Raw genomic sequence first — 13893 nt, forward strand, 5'->3', positions numbered from 1 at the left:
GCGCCGCCCGACTTCGCCAGCACCTTCGTGATCGCCGCCGTCAACGACGTCTTGCCATGGTCCACATGGCCGATCGTCCCAATGTTGCAGTGCGGCTTGTTCCGCTCAAACTTCGCCTTGGCCATCGTCGTGCATCCAATCCGAAAGGGGTGTTACCAGCGCCCGCAGGCGCGCATTTACCAGCGGTAGTGGCTGAAGGCCTTGTTGGCCTCTGCCATCCGGTGCGTGTCTTCGCGCTTCTTGACGGCCGTGCCGCGGTTGTTCACCGCGTCCATCAGCTCCGCCGAGAGGCGCTCCTCCATCGTGCTCTCGCCACGCTTGCGGGCGGCGTCGATCAGCCAGCGAATGGCCAGCGCCTGGCGCCGCTCCGGGCGGACCTCGACGGGCACCTGGTAGGTGGCACCGCCGACGCGGCGCGAGCGCACCTCGACGGCCGGCTTCACATTGTCCAGCGCCTCGTGGAACAGGCGAAGCGGATCGGCATTGGCGCCGCCCTTCCGCTTCAGCGTGTCCATAGCGGCATAGACGATGCCTTCCGCGGCGCTCTTCTTGCCGTCGTACATCAGCACGTTCATGAAACGGCTGAGAACGACGTCGCCGAACTTCGGATCCGGCAGGACTTCGCGCTTTTCCGCGCGGTGACGACGAGACATCTCTCAGTTCCTCACTTCGGCCGCTTGGCGCCGTAGAGCGAGCGCCGCTTGCGCCGCTTCGGCAGGCCCTGCGTATCGAGCACGCCGCGCAGGATGTGGTAGCGCACGCCCGGAAGATCCTTCACGCGGCCGCCGCGGATCAGCACGACGGAGTGCTCCTGCAGGTTATGGCCCTCGCCAGGGATGTAGCTCACGACCTCGAAGCCGTTCGTCAGGCGCACCTTGGCCACCTTACGCAGCGCCGAGTTCGGCTTCTTCGGCGTGGTCGTGTAGACGCGCGTGCAGACGCCGCGCTTCTGCGGGCAGCCTTCGAGGGCCGGAACCTTGTTCTGGCTACGGCGCGGCTCGCGCCCCTGCGCGATGAGCTGGTTGATCGTCGGCATGACGCCCCTTCGTAAACCCGTTCTGTGCGATCCGTCCGCCAAACGACACAGAGCCCGACGGGCGCTTTCGCGCTCCGAACGGGCCACCGCGTCAACCCCGGGCCTGGACAATCCCCGAAGCGGAGATCGTGGCGACCGAAGCAAGGCGTTTGAACCAACATGCCAAGAGACCATCACTGATCGTCCCGGCGAGTTGCGCGTCTTACTCACCCCCCCGCCCAGAGTCAAGCGACCAGGGGGGTGATTCGCCGGGCGGAGGCAGACGCGGCCCCCGCCCTTTCCGCATGCCGCTACTCGGCGGCCGCGGGGCTCGTTTCCGGCTCGGGAAGTGCCGGCGTCGTGGGCAGGCGCCCGCTGTCGCGCTTCGCCGCCAGGATCTTTAGGCGGTTCATCACGGAGCCCGTCCCAGCCGGGATCAGGCGGCCCACGATGACGTTCTCCTTGAGGCCGCCCAGGGTGTCCACCTTGCCGGCCGTGGCCGCCTCGGTGAGCACGCGTGTGGTCTCCTGGAAGGACGCCGCCGAGATGAAGCTTTGCGTCTGCAGGGAAGCCTTGGTGATGCCCTGCAGCACCGGCTCGGCCCGCGCGGGACGCTCGCCGACCCGATTGCGCTTCTCGTTCTCCGCATCGAACTCGAAGCGGTCCACCTGCTCGCCGATGAGATAGGTCGTGTCGCCGCCGTCGAGAATCTCAACCTTCTGCAGCATCTGGCGAACGATCACCTCGATGTGCTTGTCGTTGATCTTCACGCCCTGGAGCCGATAGACGTCCTGGATCTCGTTGACGAGGTAGTTCGCCAGCGCCTCGACCCCCAGCACGCGCAGGATGTCGTGCGGCACGCGCGGCCCGTCGACCAGGGGGTCGCCCGCCTTCACATAGTCGCCCTCCTGCACCGAGACGTGCTTGCCCTTCGGCACCAGGTACTCGCGCTCGATCGGCGGCTCGTCCCCCATGGGCTCGCTCTTCACGATGACCCGGCGCTTGGCCTTGTAGTCCTTGCCGAACTCCACGCGGCCGTCGATGTCGCTGATGATCGCGGCATCCTTCGGCCGGCGGGCCTCGAACAGCTCCGCCACGCGCGGCAGACCGCCGGTGATGTCACGCGTCTTCGAGGATTCGCGGGGCATACGGGCCACCACGTCACCAGCCTCGACCGTGGCGCCGTTGTCCACGCTCAGCACCGTGTCGGGGCTGAGAAAGTAGCGGGCCTCCGCACCGTTGGGCAGCTTCATGATCTCGCCGCGGGCGTCCTTCATGACGATGCGCGGGCGCAGGTCCACCGACTTGGTCGAGGACTTGTAGTCCACCACCACCTTGGAGGTCAGGCCCGTCACGTCATCGGTACGCTCGACGAGGGTGATGCCCTCGATGAGGTCGTTGTACTCGACCTTGCCTTCGCGCTCCGTGATGATCGGCAGCGTGAACGGATCCCAGTCGGCGAGCTTCTGGCCACGCACGACGCTGACGCCGTCCGTGATCAGCATGCGCGCGCCGTAGGGCACGCGGAAGCGTGCCCGCTCGCGGCCATTGGCGTCCAGAAGCGCAACCTCGCAGTTGCGGCTCATGACGATGGGCGCGCCGGCGCTGTTCGTCACGAGCTGGAGGTTGAAGAGCTTGGCCGTCGCGTCGACCGTGGCCTCCACCGCCGACTGCTCGGCGCCACGCTGCGCCGCGCCGCCGATGTGGAAGGTGCGCATGGTCAGCTGCGTGCCCGGCTCGCCGATGGACTGGGCGGCGATGACGCCCACCGCCTCGCCCATGTTCACCGGAGTGCCGCGGGCCAGGTCGCGGCCGTAGCAATGGCCGCAGACGCCCTGGAGCGACTCGCAGGTCAGCACCGAGCGGATCTTCACCCCCTCCACGCCGGCCTTCTCGATGCGCTCGGCATCGGCCTCCTCGACCAGCTGGTTGACGCCGACGATGATCTCGCCCGTCGCCGGGTCGATCACGTCTTCCTGCGTCGTCCGGCCCAGGATCCGCTCGGAGAGCGAGGACACCACGTCGCCGCCATCCATGATGGCGCGCACGTTCAGCCCGCGCTCGGTCCCGCAATCATCTTCCATGATGATGCAGTCCTGCGCCACGTCGACCAGGCGGCGCGTCAGATAGCCGGAGTTGGCCGTCTTCAGCGCGGTGTCGGCGAGGCCCTTGCGGGCGCCGTGCGTCGAGTTGAAGTATTCGAGGACGGTGAGGCCTTCCTTGAAGTTCGAGATGATCGGCTGCTCGATGATCTCGCCCGAGGGCTTGGCCATCAGGCCGCGCATGCCGGCCAGCTGGCGCATCTGCGCCGGCGACCCACGCGCGCCGGAGTGGGACATCATCCACACGGAGTTGGTCGGCTTGCCGATCTCCTGCTTCTGAATCTCCTTCATCATCGCCGTCGCGACCGAATCCGTGCAGCGCGACCAGGCGTCGACCACCTTGTTGTAGCGCTCGCCCGAGGTGATGAGGCCGTCGAGATACTGCTGCTCGAACTCCTTCACCTCGGCCTTGGTCGTCGCGATGAGCCCCTCCTTCTCGGCGGGAATCATCATGTCGTCCTTGCCAAAGGAGATGCCCGCCTTGGCCGCGTGACGGAAGCCCAGGCCCATCAGGCGGTCGGCGAAGATCACCGACTCCTTCTGGCCGCAATGGCGGTAGACGGCGTCGATCACGTCCGAGATGGACTTCTTCGTCAGCAGGCGGTTGATCAGCGAGAAGGGCAGCGCCGGGTGCTTGGGCAGGAGCGCGCCCATCAGCATGCGGCCCGGCGTCGTGATCACCCGCTCGACGACCGGCTTGCCATCGGCATCGACCGTCGCGCGGCGCGTCAGGATCTTGCTGTGGATGGTCAGCGCGCCCACGGACAGGGCGTGCTCGATCTCGCCGATGTCGGCGATGCGCGGAGCCTTGTCGTCCTCGGCCGCGCGGAACTCGGGCGTGTCGATGCTGAGGTAGTAGAGGCCGAGCACGATGTCCTGCGACGGCACGATGATCGGCTTGCCGTTCGCGGGCGAGAGGATGTTGTTGGTCGACATCATCAGCACGCGCGCCTCCAGCTGAGCCTCGAGGCTCAGGGGGACGTGCACGGCCATCTGGTCGCCGTCGAAGTCGGCGTTGAAGGCGGTGCAGACCAGCGGGTGCAGCTGGATCGCCTTGCCCTCGACGAGCACGGGCTCGAAGGCCTGGATGCCCAGGCGGTGCAGCGTGGGCGCCCGGTTCAGCATGACCGGGTGCTCGCGGATGACCTCTTCCAGGATGTCCCAGACCTCGGGACGCTCCTTCTCCACCATCCGCTTCGCCTGCTTGATGGTGCTGGCGTGGCCGTACTTCTCAAGCTTCGAGTAGATGAAGGGCTTGAAGAGCTCGAGCGCCATCTTCTTCGGCAGGCCGCACTGGTGCAGCTTCAGCTCGGGACCCACCACGATGACCGAACGGCCCGAATAGTCCACGCGCTTGCCGAGCAGGTTCTGACGGAACCGGCCCTGCTTGCCCTTCAGCATGTCGGACAGCGACTTCAGCGGGCGCTTGTTGGCGCCCGTGATGGCGCGGCCGCGGCGGCCGTTGTCGAACAGGGCGTCCACCGACTCCTGCAGCATGCGCTTCTCGTTGCGCACGATGATGTCGGGCGCGCGCAGCTCGATCAGCCGCTTCAGGCGGTTGTTGCGGTTGATGACGCGGCGATAGAGGTCGTTCAGGTCCGAGGTCGCGAAGCGGCCGCCGTCCAGCGGCACCAGCGGGCGCAGCTCGGGCGGGATGACCGGCACGACGTCAAGGATCATCCACTCGGGACGGGCGCCGGACTCGTTGAAGGCCTCGATCAGCTTCAGGCGCTTCACGAGCTTCTTGCGCTTGGCCTCGGAGGTGGTCTCCTTCAGCTCGGCGCGCAGGCGCACGCCGTCCTTGGCCATCTCCATGCCATGCAGGATCTCCTTCACGGCCTCGGCACCGATGCCGACGCGGAAGGCGTCCTCGCCGAACTCGTCCTGCTTGGAGACGAACTGGTCCTCGTTCAGCAGTGAATGCAGCTTGAGGTCGGTCAGGCCCGGCTCGAGCACGACGTAGGACTCGAAGTACAGAACCTTCTCCAGCTCCTTCAGGGTCATGTCGACCATCAGGCCGACACGGCTCGGGAGGGACTTCAGGAACCAGATATGGGCGACGGGCGCCGCCAGCTCGATATGGCCCATGCGCTCGCGCCGGACCTTGGCGAGCGTGACTTCCACGCCGCACTTCTCGCAGACGATGCCGCGGAACTTCATCCGCTTGTACTTGCCGCACAGGCACTCGTAGTCCTTGATCGGGCCGAAGATGCGGGCGCAGAACAGCCCGTCCCGCTCCGGCTTGAAGGTGCGGTAGTTGATCGTCTCGGGCTTCTTGATCTCGCCATAGGACCAGGAGCGGATCTGCTCCGGCGACGCCATGGAGATCTTGATCTGGTCGAAAGTCATCGCCTGGCCGGTCTGGCCCAGGATCTTCATCAGCTCGTTCATGCCGCCTCGCTCTCCGCCCGGCGCTTGCGCCGGGCCATGCATGGGGGAGGACGGGGCGCGTCAGGCGTCCCGTCCGTCATACTCAGGACCCGCGGTTTTCCAGGTCCACGTTCAGGCCGAGCGACTTCAGCTCCTTCACCAGAACGTTGAAGCTTTCCGGAATGCCGGCCTCGAAGCTGTCCTGATCGCGGACGATCGCCTCGTAGACCTTGGTGCGGCCGGACACGTCGTCCGACTTCACCGTGAGCATTTCCTGCAGCGTGTAGGCGGCGCCGTAGGCCTCGAGCGCCCAGACCTCCATCTCGCCGAAACGCTGCCCGCCGAACTGGGCCTTGCCGCCCAGCGGCTGCTGCGTGACCAGCGAATAGGGGCCGATCGAGCGCGCGTGGATCTTGTCGTCGACCAGGTGGTGCAGCTTCAGCATGTAGATGTAGCCGACCGTGGTCTTGCGCTCGAAGAGCTCGCCCGTGCGGCCGTCGATGAGCTGCATCTGGCCGGAGGTGTCGAGGCCGGCCTTGCCCAGCATCTCCTCGATGTCCGAGATGCGCGCCCCGTCGAAGACCGGCGTCGCGATGGGGATGCCCTTCTTGAGGTTGTCCGACAGCTCCATCAGCTGCTCTTCGCTCATCGGCAGGATGTCACGTTCGAAGACCTCCTCGCCGTAGACGTCCTTCAGCTTCTCCAGCAGCTCGTCGCGCACCGCGGAGGACCGGCGGAAATCCTCCACCAGCGCCCCCACCTCGCGGCCGATATTGGCGCAGGCCCAGCCTAGGTGGGTCTCCAGGATCTGGCCGATGTTCATGCGCGAGGGCACGCCCAGCGGGTTCAGCACGAGATCGACCGAGGTGCCGTCCTCGAGGAACGGCATGTCCTCCACCGGCACCACGCGCGAAACCACGCCCTTGTTGCCGTGGCGGCCGGCCATCTTGTCGCCGGGCTGCAGCTTGCGCTTCACCGCCACGAAGACCTTGACCATCTTCATGACGCCGGGCGGCAGCTCGTCGCCGCGCTGCAGCTTCTCGACCTTGGACTCGAAGCGCTTCTGCAGCCGCTCGACGGCCGCGTCGAACTCGCGCTTCAGCGCCTCGATCTCGACCATCGCCGCATCGTCGGTCACGGCGATCTGGCGCCAGGTCGCGCGGGCGAACTGCTCCAGCACCTCGTCGGTGATCGGCGTGCCGGCCTTGACGCCCTTGAAGCCGCCGCTGGCCTTGCGGTTTAGCAGCCGCTCGCGGAGCCGGCCGTAGAAGCTGCGCTCCTGGATGGCCCGCTCGTCGTCGCGGTCCTTCGCCAGGCGCTCGATCTCGGCGCGCTCGATCGCCATGGCGCGCTCGTCCTTGTCCACGCCGCGGCGGGAGAAGACGCGCACGTCCACGATCGTGCCGGAGACGCCCGGCGGCAGGCGCAGCGAGGTGTCGCGCACGTCGCTGGCTTTCTCGCCGAAAATGGCGCGGAGAAGCTTCTCCTCCGGCGTCATCGGGCTCTCGCCCTTCGGCGTTACCTTGCCGACCAGGATGTCGCCCGGATGCACCTCGGCGCCGACATAGACGATGCCCGCCTCGTCGAGGTTGCGGAGCGCCTCCTCACCCACATTCGGGATGTCGCGGCTGATCTCCTCCTGGCCGAGCTTCGTGTCGCGCGCCATCACCTCGAATTCCTCGATGTGGATGGAGGTGAACACGTCGTCGCGCGCGATGCGCTCCGAGATCAGGATCGAGTCCTCGAAGTTGTAGCCGTTCCAGGGCATGAAGGCGCAGAGCACGTTGCGGCCGAGCGCCAGCTCGCCGAGCTCGGTGCTCGGGCCGTCGGCGATGATCTCGCCCACGGAGACGCGGTCGCCCACCTTCACCAGCGGGCGCTGGTTGATGCAGGTGCTCTGGTTGGAGCGCTGGAACTTGCGCAGGCGATAGATGTCGACACCCGTGGTCTGACCGTCCTCGCCTGTCGCCCGCACCACGATGCGCGCGCCGTCGATCTGGTCGACCACGCCCTCGCGCCGCGCGGAGATGGCCGCACCGGAGTCGCGCGCCACGGCCGCCTCCATGCCGGTGCCCACGAGCGGGGCGTCGGCGCGGATCAGCGGCACGGCCTGCCGCTGCATGTTCGAGCCCATCAGCGCGCGGTTCGCGTCGTCATTCTCCAGGAAGGGAATGAGCGCTGCCGCGACCGAGACGAGCTGCTTGGGCGAGACGTCGATGGCCGTCACCTCGCCCGGCTTCACCAGGCGGAAGTCGCCGCCCTGGCGCACCGAGACGAGATCGCTCAGGAACTCGCCGGTCGAGGCGTCGACCTCGGCATCGGCCTGGGCGACGACCAGCTTCTCCTCCTCCATGGCGGAGAGGTAGCGCGGGTCGCCCGTGATCTTGCCGTCCTTCACGAGGCGGTAGGGCGTCTCGATGAAGCCGTACTTGTTCACGCGGGCGAAGGTCGCCAGCGAGTTGATCAGGCCGATGTTCGGGCCTTCCGGCGTCTCGATGGGGCAGATGCGGCCATAATGCGTCGGGTGCACGTCGCGCACCTCGAAGCCGGCGCGCTCGCGCGTCAGGCCGCCCGGGCCAAGCGCCGAGAGGCGGCGCTTATGCGTCACTTCCGAGAGCGGGTTGGTCTGGTCCATGAACTGGCTGAGCTGCGAGGAGCCGAAGAACTCGCGCACGGCCGCCGCCGCCGGCTTCGCGTTGATCAGGTCGTGCGGCATGACGGTGTCGATATCGACCGCGCCCATGCGCTCCTTGATCGCGCGGTCCATGCGCAGCAGGCCGACGCGGTACTGGTTCTCCATCAGCTCGCCGACCGAACGCACGCGCCGATTGCCGAGGTTGTCGATGTCGTCGATGGAGCCGCGGCCGTCCTTCAGGTCCATCAGCACGCGCAACGTGGCGACGATGTCCTGCTTGCGCAGCGTGCGCAGATGGTCCGGCGCCTCTTCGAGCGAGAAGCCCAGGCGCATGTTCATCTTCACGCGGCCGACGGCCGAAAGGTCGTAGCGGTCGCCGTCGAAGAAGAGGCCCTTGAACAGCGTCTCGGCCGTCTCCGGCGTCGGGGGCTCGCCCGGGCGCATGACCCGGTAGATGTCCATCAGCGCCTCTTCGCGGTGGGTGTTCTTGTCCACCGCGAGCGTGTTGCGCATCCACGGGCCGACCGACTGGTCGACGGCGAGGGTGGGCAGCACGTCGATGCCGGCATCCTCGATGGCCGCGAGCTTCGCCTCGGTCAGCTCTTCGCCGGCCTCGGCCCAGATCTCGCCCGTCTCCATGTTCACGAGATCGACGGCCACGAAGCGGCCGAGCAGGTCGGTGCGGCCGACCAGCACCTCGGTGGTGCCGGCCTCGACGATCTTGCGGGCGGCGCGGGGCGTCATCTTGACGTCCTTGTCGGCCACGATCTGGCCGGTCTTGGCGTCGACCAGCGGCTCCAGCAGCTTGATGCCGCGGAAGCTGTCCGGATCGAAGGCGCGCGACCAGCCCTTCGGGCCGCGGCGGAACTCCACCTGGCCGTAGAAGGCGCCCAGGATCTCCTCGGCGTCCATGCCGCGGATCTCGGAATGCTCCATCTCCAGGCCCTGGGCGGCGCGCTCGACGCGCTTCGCCTCGGTCGCGTCGCTGTCGAGGGCGAGCAGCAGGGTGGAGGCAGGGAGCTTCCGCTTCCGGTCGATGCGGACGTAGCAGATGTCCTTGGCGTCGAACTCGAAGTCCAGCCAGGAGCCGCGATAGGGGATGACGCGCGCGGCGAAGAGATACTTGCCCGAGCTGTGCGTCTTGCCCTTGTCATGGTCGAAGAAGACGCCCGGGCTGCGATGCATCTGGCTGACGATGACGCGTTCGGTGCCGTTGATGATGAAGGTGCCGTTGTCCGTCATGAGCGGCATGTCGCCCATGTAGACATCCTGCTCCTTGATGTCGCGGACCGAGCGGCTGCCGGTGTCCTCGTCCAGATCCCAGACGATGAGACGCAGCTTGACCTTGAGCGGAGCGGCGTAGGTCAGGCCACGCGCGATGCATTCCTCGACGTCGTACTTCGGCTCCTCGAGCTCGTACTGGACGAACTCCAGCCGGCCCCGGCCCGCGAAGTCGTTGATCGGGAAGACCGACTTGAAGACCTCCTGGAGGCCGGTGTTCGTCCGGCTGTCCGGATGCGTCTCCATCTGCAGGAAGGTCGCGTAGGAGGCGCGCTGCACGTCGATCAGGTTGGGCATGGGCGCAACCTCGGGCAGGCGCCCGAAGCTCTTGCGAATGCGCTTGCGTGCCGTGAACGACTTGCTGATGGCGTTCATGCGTGTCCCGCTTCCTTAATGCCGGCCTGCGGAGAAATCCCCGCCGCCAAAATTCCGTGTCCCCGCAGGCATCTCAGGGGCACCGTGCCCCCAAAACGGCGAGAGGGGCGGCAACCGAACCCGATTGCCACCCACCCCGACTTCGAAACAACTGCCACAAGGCGCCGGCGCGGAGCCCCGGCACCCCATGGACGGCGTTACTTGACCTCGACGGTCGCGCCGTTTTCTTCAAGAACCTTCTTGATCTTGTCCGCCTCGTCCTTGGAGACGTTCTCCTTGACGACCTTCGGAGCGCCCTCGACCAGGTCCTTGGCTTCCTTGAGGCCGAGGCCGGTGATCGTGCGGATCTCCTTGATCACGTTGATCTTCTTGTCGCCGGCGGCGGCAAGGGTCACCGTGAACTCGGTCTGCGCCTCGGCAGCGGGAGCGGCGGCGGCAGCCGGACCGGCGGCCGCAACGGCCACCGGCGCGGCGGCGGAGACGCCCCACTTCTCTTCGAGCAGCTTGGAGAGCTCGGCGGCCTCCAAGACGGTCAGAGCGGACAGCTCATCAACGAGCTTTGCGAGATCGGCCATGTGTGTGTTCCTTCGATCTAATGGCTTGACTGTGGCTTGACAACCCCACCACGCCATCGCGGCAGGGGTTTAGTGATTCGGTAAGGCCGAAGGCGCCCTTACGCGGCTTCCTTGTCCGCGTAGGCCTTCAGCACCCGTGCCAGCTGGCCGGCGGGGGCCTGAACCACCCCGGCAATGCGGGTCGCCGGGGTCTGGATCAGACCCACGAGCGACGCGCGCAGCGTGTCGAGCGAGGGAAGTTCGGCCAGTGCCTTCACGCCATCGACGTTCAGCACCTGAGTCCCGAGCGCGCCGCCCAGGATCTCGAACTTCTCATTGCCCTTGGCGAACTCCACGGCCGTCTTCGCCACCGCCACCGGATCCACCGACCACGCAAGCGCGGTGGGGCCCTTCAGCAGGGGCGAGATGCCCTGGAAACGGGTGCCGTCGAGGGCGCGAGTGGCCAGCCGGTTCTTCGCGACCTTATACGTCGCCCCGGCGGACTTCATCTTGCGGCGCAGATCGTCCACCGCCGCGACCGTCATGCCCTTGTTCCGGGCGACGAGCACGAAGGAGGTCTGCGCGAAGACAGTACCCATCGAGTCGACGAAAGCGCGCTTTTCCGTACGGTCCAACGTCACGTCTCCGTCGGTGGCCGGAACCTTGTGGAAGGGCCCCGACCGGTTCACACGGGGGCCGGGGGACCATCCCCCAACCCCGTTCGCTGTCGTTGCCGGAAAGCCAAGCCATGCCCGCCGGGATAATCCCGAACGGGCGGATCTCGGTTCCCCGTCTCATGCTGGCGGGCGGCTGCCCATTAGGCCCTTCCGTGAGGAGGGCACCTGCAATCTCCGACAGGTCGGCAGGGCCGAGGCCCCGCCTAAGCCGCCCGGGCCGGAGCCCGGGAGGAATCTGGTCGTTCCCGGCCGATCAGGCCGAGAGGCTGCTCACGTCCACGGACACGCCGGCGCCCATGGTCGAGGAGACGGCGACCTTCTTGACGTAGGTGCCCTTGGCGCCGGCCGGGCGCGACTTCTGGATCGCCTCGACGAAGGCCTTGGCGTTCTCGACCAGCTTGTCGGCGTCGAAGCTCGCCTTGCCGATGCCGGCATGGACGATGCCGGCCTTCTCGGCGCGGAACTCGACCTGGCCGCCCTTGGCGGCCGCCACGGCGCCCTTCACGTCCATCGTGACGGTGCCGAGCTTCGGGTTCGGCATCAGGCCGCGCGGGCCGAGCACCTTACCGAGACGCCCGACGAGGGCCATCATGTCCGGCGTCGCGATGCAGCGGTCGAACTCGATCTTGCCTTCCTGCACCAAGGCGGCGAGGTCGTCCGCGCCCACCACGTCGGCGCCGGCGGCCTTGGCCTCCTCGGCCTTCGGGCCACGGGCGAAGACGCCCACGCGGACCGTCTTGCCGGTGCCGTTGGGCAGCCCGACCATGCCGCGGACCATCTGGTCGGCGTGGCGAGGATCGATGCCGAGGTTCATCGATATCTCGATGGTCTCGTCGAACTTGGCCTTCGCATTGGCCTTGGCCAGCGTGATCGCCTCGACGAGGGGATAGGCCTTCTCCGGCGCCACGGTCGCGGCCAGGGCCTTCATGCGCTTCGTGAGCTTCGCCATGATCAGCCCTCCACCACGGTCATGCCCATCGAGCGGGCGGATCCGGCCAGCATGCTCACCGCACTCTCGATATCCGTGCAGTTCATGTCCTTCATCTTGACCTTGGCGATCTCGGCCAGCTGGGACTTGGTCACGCGGCCGGAGGTCGCGCCCTTGCCCGGGGTCGTGCTGCCCTTCTCGACCTTGGCGGCCTTGAGGAGGAAATAGGTGTTGGGCGGCGTCTTCGTGATGAAGGAGAAGCTGCGGTCCGTATACGCGGTGATGACGACCGGCGTCGGGGTGCCGGGCTCCATCTGCTGCGTCGCCGCGTTGAATTCCTTCACGAACTGCATGATGTTCAGCCCACGCTGACCGAGCGCGGGGCCGACGGGCGGCGAGGGATTCGCCTTGCCGGCCGGGATCTGCAGCTTGATGTAGCCGGCGATCTTCTTTGCCATACGAAAAGTCCTCTCATAGTGTGGAGAGACCCGCGGTGCTGGCGGCCCGGCGGCTTAGTCGCGCCGCAGGGCCTCCCGCGTTTCTCTGCGGCCGCGGGGCGAGCCCCCCGGCCGGAAGGCGCGCGTCTACAGCGTGGTGGGCGCCCTGTCGAGTCCCGGGCACGTGATACCGAGCGCTGCCGGCACACCTTTGGCATGCGTGACCGGCATGGCGCCCCGGCCGGGCCCGAATTGGCCGGCTAAAGCTTCTCGACCTGGCTGTATTCCAGCTCGACCGGCGTGGACCGCCCGAAGATCGAGACACTGACCTTGAGGCGCCCCTTCTCCTCGTCGACCTCCTCCACCGTGCCGTTGAAGCTGGTGAAGGGTCCGTCCGAGACGCGGACCTGCTCGCCCACCTCGAAGAGCACGGCCGGGCGGCGCGGCTTCTCGGCGCCCTCGACGATGGCGTTCACGATGCGCATCGCTTCGGCCTCGGTGATAGGCTGCGGCTTGTTGCGCGCGCCGAGGAAGCCCGTGACCTTCGGCGTGTCGCGCACGAGGTGCCAGGTGTCGTCGGTCATCTCCATCTTCACCAGCACGTAGCCGGGGAAGAACTTCCGCTCGGTATCGACCTTCTGGCCGCGGCGGACCTCCACGACCTGCTCGGTCGGGACGAGGATGTCCTCGATTCGGTCGGCGAGGCCGGACTGGGCGGCCTGCGCGCGGATCTGCTCGGCGATCTTCTTCTCGAAGCCCGAATAGACGTGCACGACATACCAACGCTTATCGGCCATCGGCCAGAACCTCGCTTCGCCGTCCGCCGGGCCGAATGACCCGCCGGACTCTACGACTGAATTGTTGCGCCTTTGCTAAAGCCCGAAGACCCAGCGCATGGCAAGCTGGATCAGCTGATCCGTCACCAGGAAGAAGATGGCCGCCAGCGAGGACAGGGCCAGGACGAGGCCGGTCGTGATCAGCGTCTCCCGGCGCGAGGGCCAGGTGACCTTCGCGACTTCCTGCCGGACTTCCCGGGAGAACTGGACGGGGTTGAGCTTGGCCAAACTTCGTATTCCTGACTGCGCCACTTTCGCGGCCCCTGAAAGCATGTCGGCGGCCGTCTTGCAACGTGCCGCCGACATGGCCTTCTGGATTGTGGCCGCTCCGGGCCGGAAGGGCCGGGAGCGGCCGACAGAAATCTGGCAGGGGCGGAGGGTCTCGAACTCTCAACCTCCGGTTTTGGAGACCGGCGCTCTAGCCAATTGAGCTACGCCCCTGTGGGTAGTCGGTTCTGGGTAGTCGGTCCGTGTCCGTCAGCTCAGCGAACCGACGGACAAAAACCCTGATTGCCGGGAAAAGTCCAGCCCCGGCGGATCAGTTTTAGTCCCGCCTCGCCCGCTTACTTCGCGATCGAGGCGACGACGCCGGCGCCGACGGTGCGGCCGCCCTCGCGGATCGCGAAGCGAAGCCCCTCGTCCATCGCGATCGGCGCGATCAGCTCCACGTCCATCGACACGTT

Annotated in this window: 12 protein-coding genes and 1 tRNA gene; all 13 read right to left on the reverse strand. The window is 66.9% G+C overall.

Features of this window, described 5'->3' with window-relative positions; translation table 11 throughout:
* Positions 1-125: GTP-binding protein (locus EJV46_RS01090; protein ID WP_240782352.1), on the reverse strand; the 125-nt coding region annotated here is incomplete at its 3' end.
* Positions 126-176: 51 nt separating this feature from the next.
* On the reverse strand, positions 177-653 hold the full coding sequence (gene rpsG, locus EJV46_RS01095) for a 30S ribosomal protein S7 (RefSeq protein WP_131546750.1): 477 nt from the start codon (positions 651-653) through the stop codon (positions 177-179).
* Positions 654-664: 11 nt separating this feature from the next.
* On the reverse strand, positions 665-1036 hold the full coding sequence (rpsL, locus tag EJV46_RS01100) for a 30S ribosomal protein S12 (protein WP_131546751.1): 372 nt from the start codon (positions 1034-1036) through the stop codon (positions 665-667).
* Between the two features lie 290 nt (positions 1037-1326).
* The gene (rpoC, locus tag EJV46_RS01105) at positions 1327-5508 is read right to left on the reverse strand and encodes a DNA-directed RNA polymerase subunit beta' (protein ID WP_131546752.1); all 4182 of its coding nucleotides are present in this window, start codon (positions 5506-5508) and stop codon (positions 1327-1329) included.
* A gap of 82 nt (positions 5509-5590) precedes the next feature.
* Positions 5591-9778: a DNA-directed RNA polymerase subunit beta gene (rpoB, locus tag EJV46_RS01110; RefSeq protein ID WP_131546753.1), complete on the reverse strand. Its 4188-nt coding sequence runs from the start codon at positions 9776-9778 to the stop codon at positions 5591-5593.
* 197 nt (positions 9779-9975) lie between these two features.
* Positions 9976-10353 (reverse strand): 50S ribosomal protein L7/L12, encoded by a 378-nt coding sequence (gene rplL, locus EJV46_RS01115; RefSeq protein WP_131546754.1) that lies wholly within the window; start codon positions 10351-10353, stop codon positions 9976-9978.
* A gap of 98 nt (positions 10354-10451) precedes the next feature.
* Positions 10452-10967 carry a 50S ribosomal protein L10 gene (gene rplJ / locus EJV46_RS01120; protein WP_131546755.1) on the reverse strand — a complete coding sequence of 172 codons (516 nt, stop codon included), beginning with the start codon at positions 10965-10967 and terminating at the stop codon, positions 10452-10454.
* A 295-nt stretch (positions 10968-11262) separates the two neighbouring features.
* On the reverse strand, positions 11263-11958 hold the full coding sequence (rplA, locus tag EJV46_RS01125) for a 50S ribosomal protein L1 (protein WP_131546756.1): 696 nt from the start codon (positions 11956-11958) through the stop codon (positions 11263-11265).
* 2 nt (positions 11959-11960) lie between these two features.
* Positions 11961-12395: a 50S ribosomal protein L11 gene (gene rplK / locus EJV46_RS01130; RefSeq protein WP_131546757.1), complete on the reverse strand. Its 435-nt coding sequence runs from the start codon at positions 12393-12395 to the stop codon at positions 11961-11963.
* Positions 12396-12634: 239 nt separating this feature from the next.
* Positions 12635-13171 (reverse strand): transcription termination/antitermination protein NusG, encoded by a 537-nt coding sequence (nusG, locus tag EJV46_RS01135; RefSeq protein ID WP_131546758.1) that lies wholly within the window; start codon positions 13169-13171, stop codon positions 12635-12637.
* A gap of 75 nt (positions 13172-13246) precedes the next feature.
* Positions 13247-13438, reverse strand: coding sequence for a preprotein translocase subunit SecE (gene secE / locus EJV46_RS01140; RefSeq protein ID WP_165585265.1), 192 nt, complete (start codon positions 13436-13438; stop codon positions 13247-13249).
* A gap of 136 nt (positions 13439-13574) precedes the next feature.
* A tRNA-Trp gene (locus EJV46_RS01145) sits at positions 13575-13651 on the reverse strand.
* A 122-nt stretch (positions 13652-13773) separates the two neighbouring features.
* On the reverse strand, positions 13774-13893 hold a 120-nt coding region (locus EJV46_RS23385; protein ID WP_131546759.1), incomplete at its 5' end, for a hypothetical protein.

Source organism: Roseococcus sp. SYP-B2431 (assembly GCF_004336745.1).
Taxonomy (GTDB): Bacteria; Pseudomonadota; Alphaproteobacteria; order Acetobacterales; family Acetobacteraceae; genus Roseococcus.

What these genes read in the sequence shown, in the direction of transcription:
- rpoB (WP_131546753.1), bottom strand. Translation starts at nt 9,778, where the DNA reads ATGAACGCCATCAGCAAGTCGTTCACGGCACGCAAGCGCATTCGCAAG.
- rplA (WP_131546756.1), bottom strand. Translation starts at nt 11,958, where the DNA reads ATGGCGAAGCTCACGAAGCGCATGAAGGCCCTGGCCGCGACCGTGGCG.
- rpsL (WP_131546751.1), bottom strand. Translation starts at nt 1,036, where the DNA reads ATGCCGACGATCAACCAGCTCATCGCGCAGGGGCGCGAGCCGCGCCGT.
- rpsG (WP_131546750.1), bottom strand. Translation starts at nt 653, where the DNA reads ATGTCTCGTCGTCACCGCGCGGAAAAGCGCGAAGTCCTGCCGGATCCG.
- nusG (WP_131546758.1), bottom strand. Translation starts at nt 13,171, where the DNA reads ATGGCCGATAAGCGTTGGTATGTCGTGCACGTCTATTCGGGCTTCGAG.
- rplK (WP_131546757.1), bottom strand. Translation starts at nt 12,395, where the DNA reads ATGGCAAAGAAGATCGCCGGCTACATCAAGCTGCAGATCCCGGCCGGC.
- rplL (WP_131546754.1), bottom strand. Translation starts at nt 10,353, where the DNA reads ATGGCCGATCTCGCAAAGCTCGTTGATGAGCTGTCCGCTCTGACCGTC.
- rpoC (WP_131546752.1), bottom strand. Translation starts at nt 5,508, where the DNA reads ATGAACGAGCTGATGAAGATCCTGGGCCAGACCGGCCAGGCGATGACT.